Below are 14,451 nucleotides of genomic sequence, written 5' to 3' on the forward strand. Positions count from 1 at the left end.
TTCTATTGATCAATCGATCAATTCCCCCCGAACAGCCCCGGAGGAGATCTCCATGACCGCCACCTTCGAAAGCCCGAACACCGTCATGGGCCGCGTCACCGCACTGCTCCAGCCTTTCCGCGACACCGAAGGCCTCACCCTCACAGAACTGGCACGGCGTACGGGTTTTCCCCGCTCGTCGACACATCGGATGCTGCTCCAACTGGTGCAAGTGGGCCTGGTCCACCGCGACGGAACGACATACCACCTCGGCCCCAAACTGCTCGAACTCGGCGCACTCGCGCGCACGCACGATCGCGTCCATCAAGTCTCGCTCCCCACCCTGTACGACCTCCGGCGCGACACCGGACTCGTCGTGCACCTCGCCGTCCTCGAGGGCGAAAGCCTGCTCTACCTCGAAAAGATCGGCGGCCGCTGGTCCGCCGATCTGCGCACCCGCGCGGGCGAGCGGCGCCCCGCGCGCGGGACGGTCGAAGGCGCGGCCATGCTCGCCTTCCGCGATGCGGCCGACGAGGCAGCCACCTGCGTCGGCGACCGTATATGTTGCATCGCAGCCGCATTCGATGCCGGCCATGGCGAGATCGCGGCACTGTCGGTGGCCGGTCCGCGCGAGCATGTTCCGGACGATCTGAGTCGGCGGGTGCGTGCTGCTGCAGACACCGTGGCAACCCGCGCGGCGCACTGAAATTCCGTAAGAGTGCTTCCCCTCATGGAGAACGGACTGCTACAGTTCTGCCGTATTGATTGATCGGTTGATCAACGGAGGATTCGGTGAAGCCTGAGCTCGACTCTCCCGCGGCAGTCATCGGCCGCGTCGCAGGCCTGCTCGACGAATTTCACGACGGCGGGCGTCTCACCCTGTCCGAACTGTCGGAGCGCACCGGCGTACCGCGGTCGTCGGTCCACCGGCTCCTCACCCAGCTCATCGACGCGGGCTGGGTTCGTCGCGAGGGTCGCACCTACGCACTGGGGCGCAGCATGTTCGAGTGGGGCGCCCTCGCACAACACCACGACGAACTCCACCGAGCCGCGCATACCGTCCTGCACGAACTTCACTCGGCCACAGGGCTGATCGCGCACTTGGCCGTGCTCGACGGGCACGATGTGCGGTACCTCGACAAGGTGGGATGCGAATCGGTTCCGCTCCCCTCACGCGTCGGCGGCCGCCAACCCGCATACCGCACAGCCCTGGGCAAAGCATTGATCGCGCACACGAGACTCGACACATCGGGCCCCGTTCGACTGCCCGTACAGCCCGGCACCGACTCCACGCGGCTGCGCGGCGAGATCGCCCAGATCCGCGAACGGCACATCGCGCAGGAACGCGAGGAAACCATGCGAGGTGTCGCGTGCGTCGCCGCACCGATCGGAGACGGGCGCACGTGCGTCGGCGCATTGTCGGTCACCGGGGCCGTCGACACCGTGGACGTCGTCTCCCTCGCCACCCCGGTCCGGATCGCAGCACGCGCGGTGTGGCGTTCCCTGTCTCACCAGGACCGGGCAGGCAAAGGATTTCAGCGCACCAGCGCCTGACCTCCGTCGACGGCCAGCGTATGCCCGGTGACATACCGCGATGCGGCGCTGCACAGGAACACCACCGCCGGACCGATGTCGGTTTCGGGATCCCCCAGCCTGCCCAGCGGCACGGTCGCGAGGTATCCCGCAGCGGCGTCCGGTTCGACCCGGAACCACTCTTCCATGGTGTCGGAATTCGCGAGCGGCAGAATCGCATTGACGCGAATATCGTCGTTCGCCCATTCACACGCGGCGGTACGCGTCAGCACCCGCACCGCTTCCTTCGCTGCGGCGTACGCCCCGGTTCCCGACGGATCCCACCGAATCCCGGCCGCGGAACCCAGATTGACGATCCGTCCGCCTCCGCGCAGGTGCGGATGGGAGGCCCTCATCATCCGCCACGTTGCCGTCGGTCCCGATTCCATCGCCCCGCGGTACGCCTGTTCGTCGACCTCCAGGAGAAGCCCGTGCGCCGGACTCATCGCGTTGTTCACCAGCACCGTGAGCGCGCCGAACTCCTCGACCACCGCCGAGACGAGACCCTCGACAGCAATTCCGTCCGTCACGTCGCAGACGAAGGCCTCGGCCCTGCCTCCCCGGTCGACGATCTCGTCGGCGACCGCTGCGATCGTCGACGAGGTACGGCCCACCACCGCGACCTGCGCACCGGCCGCCGCAAGCGCCAGCGCAATACCCCTGCCGATACCCTGACCCGCACCGGTCACAATCGCGGTCTCGCCCGCCAGCACGGCCGGGGCGGCTTGGAACGTGGTCACACACAACTCCTGAACTCGAGAAATTCCATTGATCAATCGATCAATGGTTATGGCACACTATGCACCGGCCGTATCGGTGCCCCGCTCAGCAGAAAGGTTGCCATGGACCCGCAGCAACGCCGGAGGCAGATCCTCGATCGGTCTGCCGAGATCTTTGCTCGTAAAGGAATCAACGCCACGACGATTCGCGACATCGCGAAGTCGGTAGGCGTCCATTCCGGGGCGCTGTACCACTACTTTCCGTCGAAGGAAGCCATCGTCACGGAGCTCATCCGCGAGTACATCGACGACATCTCGGGTCGCTGCCGCGAGGTGATGACGCTGCCATTGTCGCCCCTCGAACGACTCGAAGCTCTGGCCGAGATCGCGCTGGACTCCAATGTGCAGTACCACGGGGCCACATCGATCTGGCGACGCGAAGGCGAGTACATGCGCGAACGCGTCGTGGCAGCCGACATGGCCACGACCGCCGACGAGATGGAAGCGGCGTGGCGCAGCACCATCGCCGACGGTATCGCCGACGGCACCTTGCGCACCGATATCGACTCCGAGATCTTCCGTGAACTGCTCTACGACGTCCTGTGGCACGCAACGCGCTGGCACCATCCGGAGCCCGGCGACTCCATGGCCGAGCTCGCGCACACGATCATTGCCGTCTTCGTCGAAGGGATGCGTCGGCGCGACGAGTGAGCCTGTCCCGCACGGTTTCCGGGCAGGACAGGCATGATCGTCACTCCTTCGAGGCGAGGTTCTCGTCGATCTCCTTCTGCCATGATTCGAGGGCGCGGCTGGTGTCGACCTCGAACTCGAAGCGCTGCGTCATGTCGGGCGTGACCTCTTCCACGTCGACATAGAACTGGCTGTACCAGCGACGCAGCTGATACACCGGGCCGTCCTCCTCCGTGAGGAGCGGATTCTCGATACGCGACTTGTGCTCCCAGATCGCGATGTCCTGCTTGAACTGCTCCTCGAGACCATCAGTGAACAAGGTCGCCATGTCAGCGGCCTGCTCGTCGGACATGCCTTCGACCTTCTTGACGATCGTGCCGAACTGGAGCACGAACGAGTTCGACGTGACCGGGTAATGGCAGTTGATGAGCTTGGACTCGATCGTCGCGCCTTCCGACACGGTGTAGATCGTATCGAGCATGAAGGACGGACCGTAGTAGAAGGCATCCGAAATCGTCTGCGCCTCGGGGAGGTCCATCTGCACGCCGGTCTTGACGTCGTCACGGCCATACGAGCGCATGTGCTGACCCGCCACATGCCCCTCGAACACGTTCTTGAAGAACTCGGGCATCTGGAAATGCACGTAGAAGAAGTGCGCCATGTCGACCACATTGTCGACGATCTCTCGGCAATGCGACCCCTCGACGTGAATGGTCGTCCACGTCCACTCGCTCCACTCGCCGTCCTCGTATCCCTCGATCTCCGGGATGGTCACGTCCTCCGGCGGAGTCGTGCCCTGGGGACAGTGCCACACGAAGAGAACTCCGTTGCGCTCCATCGTGATCCACGACTTCGTGCGTGCGAGCTTCGGGGTGCGACGAGCGTAAGGAATCTCCTCGCAGCGCCCCTGCCCGTTCCAGCGCCAGTCGTGGAACGGGCACGCGATGGTGTCGCCCTTGATCTCGCCGCGGGCGAGGTTGCCGCCCATGTGCCTGCAGAAGGCGTCGAGGACGTGGAGCTCGCCCTTCGTGTCGGAGAAGACCACGAGGTCGGTTCCGAAGACCTCGACCTGATGTGGCTTCCCGTCACGAAACGACTCGGCAAGGCCGATGCAGTGCCACCCGCGAGCAAACCGAGTGGGATTGTTGCCGGCTTCGATTGTGCGGATCTCGATACGATCCTGTTCGACTGTCATGGAGTCCTCCAGAGCTGAAGTGGCTGAAAACGGCGGTCACCGCGGGGCGGTGACGGCTTCCTCGGAAGCCGGAGATTCCTGGGACGGGAGGGGCCTCACGGGTGGCTCGACCCGCGTGGTCTGGAGAATCTCCCCCTCGGCGACCGCCGCGTCGACCGTGCAGTCGAGCGCCGAGCAGCGCAGAAGATACGCGTGGGGATCGATCTCACGGGCAGCGGCGAACTCTCGACATACATCGGAGGCCGATCCGCACCACTGGATACTCGTATGCGCGGGGCTGTACTTCGCGACGAGCACGCGGGTGCCACAGGTGTGGCAATCGAGCGACTGCATTCTGGCCGTTCCCTTCCTCGGATGACCCCGAGATTAGGAAGCGGATGTGGCGGCAACCACAATGTTTCAGTCCAGCGGGATGGTCGACCTTGCCCGCGCGGCCGCCGACTTCCCACACCAGCAATGGGGCGCGCGGATGACCAGGGAGAGCGCGGGAAGACTCGACAAGTCCGACATCTGGGATATGGTCGGGCCGCTGGTGCAGTAGCTGGACACGGGGGATCTCATGCCGCACGAACACCACTTCGCCATGGGGTTGTGGGTGCCGTACCTGGCATTCGTCACCGCCGCGGTCGGTTGCTACGTCGGATTGTCCTGTGTCCAGCAGTCCCGGAAATGTCTGACGCCCGCTGCCGGTGCGCGCTGGCTCGTGATGGCAGCCCTGTCGATCGGCGGAGTAGGCATCTGGCTCATGCACTTCATCGGCATGTCGGGTTTCTCCGTGCCGACCTCTGCCGTCCGCTACGACCTCGCCGCCACCCTCTTCTCTGTGGTGCTTGCCGTCGGAGCGACACTGTTCGGGCTGCTGATCTCGGACGTTCGCCTCTCCGCCGCCGGACGACTCCCTCGCCCTGTATCGCTGACCGTCGGCGGGACGGTGATGGGGACGTCCATTGTCCTCATGCACTACACCGGCATGGCCGCGGTCAAGATCCGGGGCACCATCGAACACGACCCGAAGATGGTGGCCGTGTCTGCAGCAACCGGCATCGCCGGGTCAGTGGCCGCGATGTGGCTGTCCGACGTTCCCGGGAAACTCCACGTGCGGGTGGCGTCGGTACTGCTTCTGGCCAGCGGCGTGGTGGCGTTGCATTACACCGGGATGGTCGGGATGCGTGCACTCGTCGACCTCGACGCGCCGGAACCCGAGGGCATGACGGCGCTGTCGCTGTTGTTCCCGGCGTTCGTGACCGGCATCGTAGTGATTGCGGTGCCGATCGTGGCACTACTGCTCACCCCCGAAAGCGACCGCGAACTAGACGATCGGGGGCAACTGCACGACCTGTCCGGCGTAGGCGAGCCCCGCGCCGAAGCCGACCAGTAACGCGGTGTCTCCCGGCTTGGATTCACCGGACCGGAGAAGCTGCTCCATGGCCATCGGGATCGACGCGGCGCTGGTGTTGCCGGTCTCTCCGATGTCACGCGCGATCGCGACGTTCTCGGGAAGGTGCAGCCCCTTGATGAGCGCGTCGGTGATGCGGCTGTTGGCCTGATGCGGGACGAAGGCGTCGAGGTCTGCGGCCTGTACGCCGGCCTTCTCCAGCGCGTCGGCACATGCTTTCCCCAGGAAACTCACCACCCAGCGGAACACCGCCGACCCGTTCATCCGGATGTACGGCCGCACCGGGGGGACACCGCTCGGTACCGCTTCCTCGACCTCGTCGAAGTACGTCATGAAGTCTTTGTCCTGCTTGATGGCGTCGGTCTGGCTTCCGTCCGAACCCCAGGCGACCGGACCGATCCCCTCGGACTCGGACGGACCGACCACGGCCGCGCCTGCGCCGTCCGCGAAGATGAAGGCGCAGGTCCGGTCGGCCGGGTCGAGCAGATCGGACAACCGTTCCACTCCGATGACCAATACGTTCCTGGCCTGTCCCGCACGAACGAGTGCCGCGGCATTGCCCAGGGCGTAGCAGAAGCCCGCGCAGCCTGCCGATACGTCGTAGGCGGCGGTGTCCTTCATACCCAGCTCCGTGGCCACCACAGCACCCGCGGACGGTCCCAGCACCATCTGCGACGACGTGGCGAGCACGACCGCATCGATCTGATCGGCCTCCAGACCGGCCGCGGCGAGCGCGTCGCGAGAGGCGGCGACACTCATCGAGATGATCGTTTCGTCGTCGTCGGCGAAGCGCCGCGAAGAGATACCCGACCTTGTCTTGATCCACTCGTCGGACGAATCGATCTGGTCGACGATCTCGGAATTCGGCACGACGCGCCGAGGTCGGTACGCCCCCAACCCCAGCAGAGCTGCGTGAGTGACGGGTGCGGCGGTGGCAATCTGAGCGGGCATGACTTCCTCTCCACATGAACCTGACGGTTCACCTTCGTATTCAATTGTGGCCAGCTGCGCAGCGTCCGGCACCCCGACAATGCCAGCAGACTGCGCCCAGCGCTCATCTTGTTTCGGGAAGGTTCACGTTGTCACCTTTGAGTCCAGCTTGCTCCGACGACACGCGTGAGAAGCGCTTGCCGTTCCGGTGAGTGCCCTGGTCTGGTGCACCCACCGAAATGGGTCCACACTGAGAAAATGGCCAGGACCAGCGAACAGGCCCAGAACTTCCCCATCGCGCCCGATGTGCCGATGTCGCTGATCAAACGCATCCGGACTGTACGCAGACTCCACACCGGCCCCGAAGAGATCCGTGACGCCTGCGGACCGGTCGCCATCGTGCACCTCGGCCCGAAGCGTGTAGCTCCGACCCTCGCGATCATCACCTCGCCGCAAGGTGCCCACGACGTTCTCGCGGGCGCCGACGGCGCGTTCGACAAAGAGATGATCGTCCACGTTCAGACGCGCACATGGGCCGGTGACAACCTGTTCAACCTCCCCCACGAACCGTGGCTCGACCAGCGACGTGCGTTGCAGCCGTTGTTCACCAAGAAGCACGTGGCCGTGTACGCCGATCGCATGGCCGACATCGCCCAGTCCATGGCTGCCGAATGGGCCGCATCGGGTGCGACCGATCTCGGCCGGGAAACCCGGCGGCTCACCCTGCGGGTACTCGGACATTCTCTGTTCGGGCTCGACCTCAGCGACCACGCCGACGCTCTCGGCCCGCCGCTGACTCGATCGGTCCAGTTCATCACGCGTCGCTCGCTGCAACCTGTGCGTGCCCCGACCTGGATGCCTACACCTGCCCGCCACCGCTTCCGTACGGCAATGGCAGTCGTCACCGACGCGATCGACGATGCCATGACGGTCGCGCGCACCGACGCCGGAGGTGATGCGGAACTGATCCGGCTCTTCTTCGAACTCACCGACCCGGCGACAGGTCAACAGTTCACCGACCGGACGATCCGCCAGGAGCTGTTCGCATTCCTCTTCGCGGGTCACGACACCACCGCGACCACTCTCGCCTACAGTCTGTGGGCCCTCGGCCACGACCACGAGGTCCAGGACCGTGTGGCATCGGAGGCCGCCGCGGTCGGCGATCGTCGCTTGCACGCGTCCGACCTTGCACAACTGCCGTACACCGTCCAAGTGATCCATGAGGCGCTGCGGGTATGTCCGCCGGCAGCGACGGTCGCGCGCATGGCCATGCGGGATGTCGAGGTCGATGGCTACCGAATCCCGGCGGGCACCAACGCGGTCGTCGGAATCTACGCGCTCCACCACGATCCCGCGCTCTGGGACCGCCCTGAACGGTTCGACCCGGACCGGTTCGATCGGGAGCGGTCGACGATCGGCAGCCGGTGGCAGTACCTGCCCTTCGGTGGTGGCCCACGCACCTGCATCGGCGATCATTTCGCCATACTCGAAGCCACGCTGGCCCTCGCCGGCATCGTCCGCTCTGTCTGCATCGAATCGCTTTCCGACGACTTCCCTCTCGCGACCCCGTTCACCATGGTCGCCGGCGGCCCCGTTCCGGCACACGTGTGCGCGAGGACTACCGCCGCATAGTTGGCGACCGTCGAATTCTCCTTCAGCGTTCGCCTGTCACTATCGTGACTTCGAACGGTCGCGAACTCATCGCGGGAGCGGTCGGATGATCACGTGCGCGCCTGCGCAGCGGGGACCGTACCGCGCGCGTACCAGGCCCGTGCGTCGAGCGAGAACGGTCCAGCGGCCGGAAGTGCCGACCGGCAGGCCTCACGCATACTTTCCCGCTGCGCAGGCGACAAGGACTGCAGGTACTGACCCGCGGGCCCGACCGCGTACGTGAACGGCGTCCAGAAGTCGTCGAAGCTGCTGTAGTCCGCGCGAGCCGTGAGTTCCCCCTCGACCACGTCGACCAGGCCTGAACGACGGAACCGCTCGGCGATATCGCCTTCGGCGGTGCCTGCCATCGCGGATTCACCCTTCACACCGGGATCCACCTGCCGCGCCGCAGACCAGAACAACCGGAGCATCGTCATACCACCGGTGGCGACGTCCCACATGCAGGCAGCGACGGCACCACCCGGACGAGTGACCCGGGCCATCTCCCGCACTCCCCGGTCGGGGTCACGCATGAAACCGATCACGAGCGACGAGAGTGTCGAGTCGAATTCGCCTGCTGCCCAGGGCAATTTTTCGGCAATGCCTTCACGAACATCGGCACCTGGATTGCGTTCACGACATGCTGCCGCGAACTGTGGCGCCGGATCGATCGCCGCGACATTCGAGGCTCCGACCCGCGTCACCAGCTCGCGGGTGAGGCCGCCCGGCCCGCACCCGACGTCGCAAACTCTCTGACCGGATGTCACCTCGGCGGCATCGATGAGCGCGGCCGCCAGCGACGGCACGTAACGTCCCATGAAACGGTCGTACTGTTCGGCCGGCGCGGTGAATTGCATTCTTCGACACAACACCCGACCTCACCACCGGTCAAGGCACATTCGGTTCTGATTTCTCAAGCCTGGATCGCCTCGCGCTGTTCTGCGGCGCGATCCGATGAAAAGATCACGAAGTGGGTTCCTCGCCTGCCATCGTGTATTCGCCCTGCTCGAGACGTTCGACCAGTTCTTGCGTCCACTCGATGGAACTGTCAGCGGCCTTGGCCCAATACCGGATGGCCTCGATGTGATGCTGCCAATCCGCGTCGGGGTTGCGCTCGTACTCGCCGACGACACGCTGACGCTTGACCGTCAACGCGTCGAGTCGCAGGCGGAGCAGGTTGAGCACACGCTCGCGCGGCAGCACGGTCATGAGTCCGATGCCCGCGATGATCTCTGCGGGATCCTCCCCCGAACCGAGCGCATCCTCGAGGAGCGCGCGGAACTCCTTCTCGCCTTCCTCGGTGATCGAGTAGGCGGTCCGAGCCGGGCCGGCAGCGGGAGATTCGGATGCCACTTCCCGCAGAAGCCCCTGGTCTCGGAGACGCTTGAGACCGTGGTAGACCGAGCCCTGCTTGAGACTGCCCCACAGGTCGACGCTCCAGCTCTCGAGGTCGCGCATCACTTGGTATCCGTGCGCGGTGGTGCGCCCACGAACTGCTCCGAGGAGGAGAAGTCTGGTGGCAGTCACTTGGGCCTTCCGTCCGAGGTGTGCTCCCACGACTCTAGTACACCTTGACTAGCCGCCAGGATGCTCTACCCTCGAAGGGCAGTAGTCAAGTTGTACTAGCTCCTCACGGGAGGACTTCACTTGCATCTCGTCATCGCCGGGGCCTCTGGCGCAACAGGCCGGCTGCTCATCGAACGGGCCACGGCAGTCGGGCACAGGATCACCGCTCTGGTGCGGCCAGGAAGCAGCTTCGACGCACCGACCGGCGTGCAACTACTCGAAACCCAGGTCGTCACCGATCGAGAACTCACACTCCCCCACGACACCGACGCCGTCATCTCGACACTCGGAAAGAGGTCGTACGACGACACCGAGCCGGTGTGCACCTCGGGCACCGGGAATCTGCTGGCCGCGATGCAGCGGCAAGGCGTCCATCGGATCGTCGCTGTGTCTGCGTCTCCCGTATTGCGGTCCGGCGCCGGTGAACCGTGGTGGTTCCGCCACACGATCCGTCCGCTGGTCCGCCGGAAGGGTCCGAACATCTACTCGGACCTCGCAGCAATGGAAGAGGTGTTGCGCTCGGCAGGTTCGTCATGCGATTGGACGATCCTGCGTCCCGGCTATCTCGTCGACAAACCGGCCCGCGGCCATCGCCTGATACCCGAGGCGAATTCGATCTCCAGCGTGCACCGAGCAGATCTGGCCGGTGCGCTACTGGAGGTCGTGCAGAACCCGAACACCGGCGGGCGCGCGTATGGCCTCGCCCCACTCGCGTAGGAGTTGGCAACATGAGCGTCGCAACAATAGATACGACACGGTGGCTGCGTATCGGATTCCTCGGTGACGGACTTTTCAAGGTGATCCTTGCCGTCGTCTACTCCGCAGCGGTGGCGTCGATCAGCACTGCACTGGATGTGGACGCCTGGCTGATTTTCGCCACCGCGGGCCTACTGCTCCTGAGCGGCGCTGCGGAGATCACCTTCGCCCTCCGCAGCGCCGTCCCGTCGCATACCAAGTACCTCATCGGCTACGACAGCGGCTGGATTGTCGTCACCGTGATCGTGGTCGCGGTGATGTCATCCGGCGGTGCGCTGTGGTTCGGCTACCAAGCGATCGCGTCTGCTGTTCTCGCCATCGCGTTCACAATCGGCGCGGCAAGAGCGGATCGCGCCGGTAGTACGACGTAGACGCACGAAATAATGGTTCGTGCAGCATATTTCGTTACACCAACCATCATTTCGGGTACCGACTGCAATGAAGGCCCCGTGTCGTACACGTTCGGTCACCCACCCGTACGCACCGCGATCGTCGACCACCAGGCCTACGAGCCCTACACCACGCCTGCTAGCTTGCGGGGGTGCCATACCTCGGATTGATCGTGACACTGCTGTGGTTGGGCTGCCTCGTCGATGTGATCTGTTCCGACGAGGATCGGGTCCGGCACCTACCCAAATTGTTGTGGCTGATGATCGTGCTCCTCCTGCCGATGTTCGGGTCGGTGCTCTGGCTGGTGCTCGGCCGGCCCCAGGGCGTGGCGGAGATGCTGGCGTCGAAGTCTGCTCCCCAGCACCCGCGACCCACCCGTCCCGTCGTGGATCCCGAGAACGACGAGGACTTCCAACGCCGCTTCCGCGCGCGTGTCGAACAACAGCGGCGGGCGGCACAAGAACAGCGTCAGCGCGACGAAGGTAACGAGAGCAGCACGGCCTGACCCGGGTCGGTCGTCGAGACCTACTCGGTCTTCCCGGAAGCGTGACTACTGACGAGAGCGCGGGCCAGATCTGCAATCTTGAGGTTGACCTCCTGAGAGGTACGACGCAGCACGTCGAACGCCTCATCAGATGAGATGTTCTCCATTGCCATCAGCAGTCCGATCGCCTGGCCGATTTCGCGGTTGCTGGCCAATCCGTTACGCAGGGATTCGACGTCGTCGCCCCTGCTGATCGCGGTGATGGTGACCGAGGTGAACGAGGCCAGCACACTGGCGGCACCGGCCGCCGCGGCATCGAATGCACCTGGTGTGTCGCTGAACAGGTTCAGCGCGCCGGCCTTGCGCTCGTCGATCAGCAGACGGAAACCCATCACACCGCGCACCGGGGTGGTCTCGACAATTGCCCGGGCCAGCTCGGGCCACGTCGAGGGTCCCCGGAGGTCCTTATCGATCTGCGGCCGCGCATCGGCGATTGCGTCCACGCACGGTCCTTGCCCCAATCGGCGCTCGAACTCGTCGATGCGCTGAGCGACGTCGTCCGTTGCGGCCACGGTGGAGTACTTGTCGCCGCGGCGCAGCATCACGCTGGCCCGGTCGCAGCCTGGCACCAGTACGGTCGCTGCAACGCAGATCGCCGAGTAGATGTCCGACGCTTCCGACCCGCCGTACAACATCTTTGCCAGATCGGCGAACACACCCGCCGGGTCCGGGGCTGTCGGAGAGACAGCAGACTCGTCCACAGTTGCGTCCTTTCGTTCGTCCCCCAAGGAGTACACCGTAGTGATGTCGGGGTCGGCACCGCACCACGATCCCCACACAGCGTGCATCACTACCGCGGAGAACTCTCCGAATACCCGACGAACCCTTCCGTGACATATACCCCCAAGGGGTATAGCTTGGAAGCCATGGACGAGCACCATCACACGGAGCACAACCACGCGGAGCATCACCACACCGAACCCCGTGGCGCCCTCGCCACCGACGATGCGGCGGAATACACCTGCCCGATGCACCCGGAGGTCCGGCAGCAGGGGCCGGGCTCATGCCCGGTCTGCGGCATGGCCCTCGAACCCCTGGTCGTGACGGCCGAGACCGGCCCGAGCCCCGAGCTCGCCGACATGACGAAACGGTTCTGGGTCGCGCTTGCGCTCTCCCTGCCGGTGTTCGTCCTCGAGATGGGCGCACATCTGTTCCCCGCGCTCCACGACGTCGTGCCGCCCAAGGTGTCGACGTGGATCCAGTTCGTCCTTGCCACCCCGGTCGTGCTGTGGGCAGGATGGCCCTTCTTCGTCCGCGGCTGGAATTCGATCCGCGCGCGTTCGCTCAACATGTTCACGCTCATCGCGATGGGCACCGGCGTGGCCTGGCTGTACAGCGTCGTCGCGACACTCGTGCCCGGTATCTTCCCCGGCGAGTTCCGTCAGATGGACGGCTCCGTCGCGGTGTACTTCGAGGCCGCCGCGGTGATCACGACGCTGGTCCTGCTCGGCCAGGTTCTCGAACTGCGTGCGCGTGAGCAGACGTCCGGCGCAATCAAGTCGTTGCTCGATCTCACGCCGAAGACCGGCCGACGGATCGACGACGACGGCTCCGAACACGACATCCCCCTCGAACACGTCCACATCGGAGATCGCCTGCGGGTGCGGCCCGGTGAGAAGGTCCCGGTCGACGGTGTCGTCGTCGACGGGCGCTCGTCCGTCGACGAAGCACTGGTGACGGGCGAATCCATGCCGATCACCAAGCAGACCGGCGACAACGTCATCGGTGGCACGGTCAACGGCACCGGCAGCCTCGTCCTCCGCGCCGAGCAGGTCGGCAGCGACACGGTGCTTTCGCGGATCGTCGCGATGGTCGCCGAGGCGCAGCGCACGCGCGCACCGATCCAGCGGCTCGCCGACGTCGTCGCAGCGTGGTTCGTTCCCGCCGTGATCGCGATCGCGGTGGTCGCGTTCATCGTGTGGGCGCTCGTCGGCCCGTCGCCGTCGCTCACCTACGCGCTGGTGGTTGCCGTGTCGGTGCTGATCATCGCGTGCCCCTGCGCTCTCGGGCTCGCCACTCCGATGTCGATCATGGTCGGTGTCGGACGCGGCGCCGGGCTCGGCGTGCTCATCAAGAACGCCGAAGCGCTCGAACGCATGGAGAAGGTCGACACCCTGGTCGTCGACAAGACCGGCACCCTCACCGAAGGCAGGCCCACGGTCACCGAGATCGTCGCCGCCGACGGCCACACCGACGATGACGTCCTGCGGTTGGCCGCGGGCGTCGAACGCGGCTCCGAGCATCCCCTCGCGATCGCGATCGTCGACGCCGCCGAACACGCAGGCATCACCATCCCCGAGGTCGCCGACTTCGATTCGCCCGTCGGTCGCGGTGTGGTCGGCGTGGTCGAGGGTCGGCGCGTGACCATCGGCAATGCGTCGTACCTGCTGGACGAGGGTGTCGACACGGAGTCGTTGCGCGAGCGCGCCGACGAGCTGCGACGTGACGGCGCCACCGCGATCTACGTCGGTGTCGACGGCACGGTTGCCGGGGTGCTGGCCATTGCCGACCCGATCAAGGACACCACCGCGACAGCGCTCGAGGAACTGCGCGCCGACGGCATCACCGTCGTCATGCTCACCGGTGACAACCGCACCACTGCCGAAGCAGTGGGTCGCACGCTCGGCATCGACCGCGTCGAAGCCGAAGTCCTGCCCGACGGGAAGAGCGACGTGGTACAGCGACTCCGCGACGAAGGCCGGGTGGTCGCGATGGCCGGCGACGGCGTCAACGACGCACCCGCCCTCGCCGCGGCCGACGTCGGCATCGCGATGGGCACCGGCACCGACGTCGCGATCGAGAGCGCCGGAATCACCCTGCTCCACGGCGATCTCACCGGCATCGCGCGGGCACGCGCATTGTCGGAGGCGACGATGAGCAACATCCGCCAGAACCTCGTGTTCGCGTTCGCATACAACGCGGCCGGCATTCCGCTCGCGGCCGGGGTTCTCTACCCGGCGTTCGGCATCCTGCTCTCGCCCATCGTCGCGGCCGCTGCGATGGCCCTGTCGTCGGTCAGCGTCATCGGGAACGCGCTGCGCCTGCGTGCAAAGAAATTCTGACG

General features: G+C 65.4%; 17 protein-coding genes. 10 read left to right on the forward strand and 7 right to left on the reverse strand.

The features are described 5' to 3' along the window. Window positions 1-52: 52 nt before the first annotated feature. Together ACFWB0_RS14010 and ACFWB0_RS14015 are read left to right on the forward strand one after the other, a co-directional pair. Window positions 53-685, forward strand: coding sequence for an IclR family transcriptional regulator (locus ACFWB0_RS14010; protein WP_378491053.1), 633 nt, complete (start codon window positions 53-55; stop codon window positions 683-685). Window positions 686-771: 86 nt separating this feature from the next. Further along, window positions 772-1,533, forward strand: coding sequence for an IclR family transcriptional regulator (locus ACFWB0_RS14015; RefSeq protein ID WP_378491054.1), 762 nt, complete (start codon window positions 772-774; stop codon window positions 1,531-1,533). Here ACFWB0_RS14015 and ACFWB0_RS14020 read toward each other — a convergent pair. Continuing rightward, complete coding sequence (locus ACFWB0_RS14020) at window positions 1,515-2,291, reverse strand: SDR family NAD(P)-dependent oxidoreductase (protein ID WP_378491055.1); 777 nt, start codon at window positions 2,289-2,291, stop codon at window positions 1,515-1,517. The genes ACFWB0_RS14015 and ACFWB0_RS14020 overlap by 19 nt on opposite strands. A gap of 102 nt (window positions 2,292-2,393) precedes the next feature. Between ACFWB0_RS14020 and ACFWB0_RS14025 the strand changes: the two genes are divergently transcribed. Continuing rightward, a complete protein-coding gene (locus ACFWB0_RS14025) occupies window positions 2,394-2,981 on the forward strand; it encodes a TetR/AcrR family transcriptional regulator (protein WP_378491056.1) in 588 nt (195 codons plus the stop codon). 40 nt (window positions 2,982-3,021) lie between these two features. On the opposite strand, the gene ACFWB0_RS14030 is transcribed toward ACFWB0_RS14025, so the two are convergent. Further along, on the reverse strand, window positions 3,022-4,155 hold the full coding sequence (locus tag ACFWB0_RS14030; protein WP_378491057.1) for a Rieske 2Fe-2S domain-containing protein: 1,134 nt from the start codon (window positions 4,153-4,155) through the stop codon (window positions 3,022-3,024). A 36-nt stretch (window positions 4,156-4,191) separates the two neighbouring features. Then, window positions 4,192-4,488: a hypothetical protein gene (locus ACFWB0_RS14035; RefSeq protein ID WP_378491058.1), complete on the reverse strand. Its 297-nt coding sequence runs from the start codon at window positions 4,486-4,488 to the stop codon at window positions 4,192-4,194. 46 nt (window positions 4,489-4,534) lie between these two features. On the opposite strand from ACFWB0_RS14035, the gene ACFWB0_RS14040 reads away from it, so the two are divergent. Next, window positions 4,535-4,696, forward strand: coding sequence for a hypothetical protein (locus ACFWB0_RS14040; protein ID WP_378491059.1), 162 nt, complete (start codon window positions 4,535-4,537; stop codon window positions 4,694-4,696). Between the two features lie 18 nt (window positions 4,697-4,714). Then, on the forward strand, window positions 4,715-5,533 hold the full coding sequence (locus ACFWB0_RS14045) for an MHYT domain-containing protein (RefSeq protein ID WP_378491060.1): 819 nt from the start codon (window positions 4,715-4,717) through the stop codon (window positions 5,531-5,533). Here ACFWB0_RS14045 and ACFWB0_RS14050 read toward each other — a convergent pair. After that, complete coding sequence (locus ACFWB0_RS14050) at window positions 5,465-6,502, reverse strand: beta-ketoacyl-ACP synthase III (protein ID WP_378491061.1); 1,038 nt, start codon at window positions 6,500-6,502, stop codon at window positions 5,465-5,467. The genes ACFWB0_RS14045 and ACFWB0_RS14050 overlap by 69 nt on opposite strands. A gap of 237 nt (window positions 6,503-6,739) precedes the next feature. Here ACFWB0_RS14050 and ACFWB0_RS14055 point away from each other — a divergent pair, with 237 nt between their 5' ends. Then, window positions 6,740-8,113 (forward strand): cytochrome P450, encoded by a 1,374-nt coding sequence (locus ACFWB0_RS14055; protein WP_378491062.1) that lies wholly within the window; start codon window positions 6,740-6,742, stop codon window positions 8,111-8,113. A gap of 89 nt (window positions 8,114-8,202) precedes the next feature. Here the strand turns inward: ACFWB0_RS14055 and ACFWB0_RS14060 are convergent, their stop codons facing one another. Together ACFWB0_RS14060 and ACFWB0_RS14065 are read right to left on the reverse strand one after the other, a co-directional pair. Continuing rightward, window positions 8,203-8,988, reverse strand: a complete 786-nt coding sequence (locus ACFWB0_RS14060; RefSeq protein WP_378491063.1) for a class I SAM-dependent methyltransferase — start codon at window positions 8,986-8,988, stop codon at window positions 8,203-8,205. Between the two features lie 106 nt (window positions 8,989-9,094). Beyond that, on the reverse strand, window positions 9,095-9,658 hold the full coding sequence (locus ACFWB0_RS14065) for a PadR family transcriptional regulator (protein WP_378491064.1): 564 nt from the start codon (window positions 9,656-9,658) through the stop codon (window positions 9,095-9,097). 120 nt (window positions 9,659-9,778) lie between these two features. Between ACFWB0_RS14065 and ACFWB0_RS14070 the strand changes: the two genes are divergently transcribed. The 3 genes from ACFWB0_RS14070 (at window position 9,779) to ACFWB0_RS14080 (ending at window position 11,348) form a co-directional block, all read left to right on the forward strand. Next, window positions 9,779-10,414 carry an NAD(P)-dependent oxidoreductase gene (locus ACFWB0_RS14070; RefSeq protein ID WP_378491065.1) on the forward strand — a complete coding sequence of 212 codons (636 nt, stop codon included), beginning with the start codon at window positions 9,779-9,781 and terminating at the stop codon, window positions 10,412-10,414. Between the two features lie 11 nt (window positions 10,415-10,425). Further along, entirely contained in the window at window positions 10,426-10,824 is a 399-nt protein-coding gene (locus ACFWB0_RS14075) for a hypothetical protein (protein WP_378491066.1), read from the forward strand. 170 nt (window positions 10,825-10,994) lie between these two features. Beyond that, window positions 10,995-11,348 carry a PLDc N-terminal domain-containing protein gene (locus tag ACFWB0_RS14080; RefSeq protein WP_378491067.1) on the forward strand — a complete coding sequence of 118 codons (354 nt, stop codon included), beginning with the start codon at window positions 10,995-10,997 and terminating at the stop codon, window positions 11,346-11,348. A gap of 20 nt (window positions 11,349-11,368) precedes the next feature. Here the strand turns inward: ACFWB0_RS14080 and ACFWB0_RS14085 are convergent, their stop codons facing one another. After that, window positions 11,369-12,022 (reverse strand): GAF and ANTAR domain-containing protein, encoded by a 654-nt coding sequence (locus ACFWB0_RS14085; RefSeq protein WP_378491091.1) that lies wholly within the window; start codon window positions 12,020-12,022, stop codon window positions 11,369-11,371. 333 nt (window positions 12,023-12,355) lie between these two features. Between ACFWB0_RS14085 and ACFWB0_RS14090 the strand changes: the two genes are divergently transcribed. Further along, window positions 12,356-14,449 carry a copper-transporting P-type ATPase gene (locus ACFWB0_RS14090; protein ID WP_378491092.1) on the forward strand — a complete coding sequence of 698 codons (2,094 nt, stop codon included), beginning with the start codon at window positions 12,356-12,358 and terminating at the stop codon, window positions 14,447-14,449. Window positions 14,450-14,451 lie beyond the last annotated feature (2 nt).

Origin of the sequence: Rhodococcus sp. NPDC060086, assembly GCF_042730275.1 — a bacterium.
Taxonomy (GTDB): Bacteria; Actinomycetota; Actinomycetes; order Mycobacteriales; family Mycobacteriaceae; genus Rhodococcus.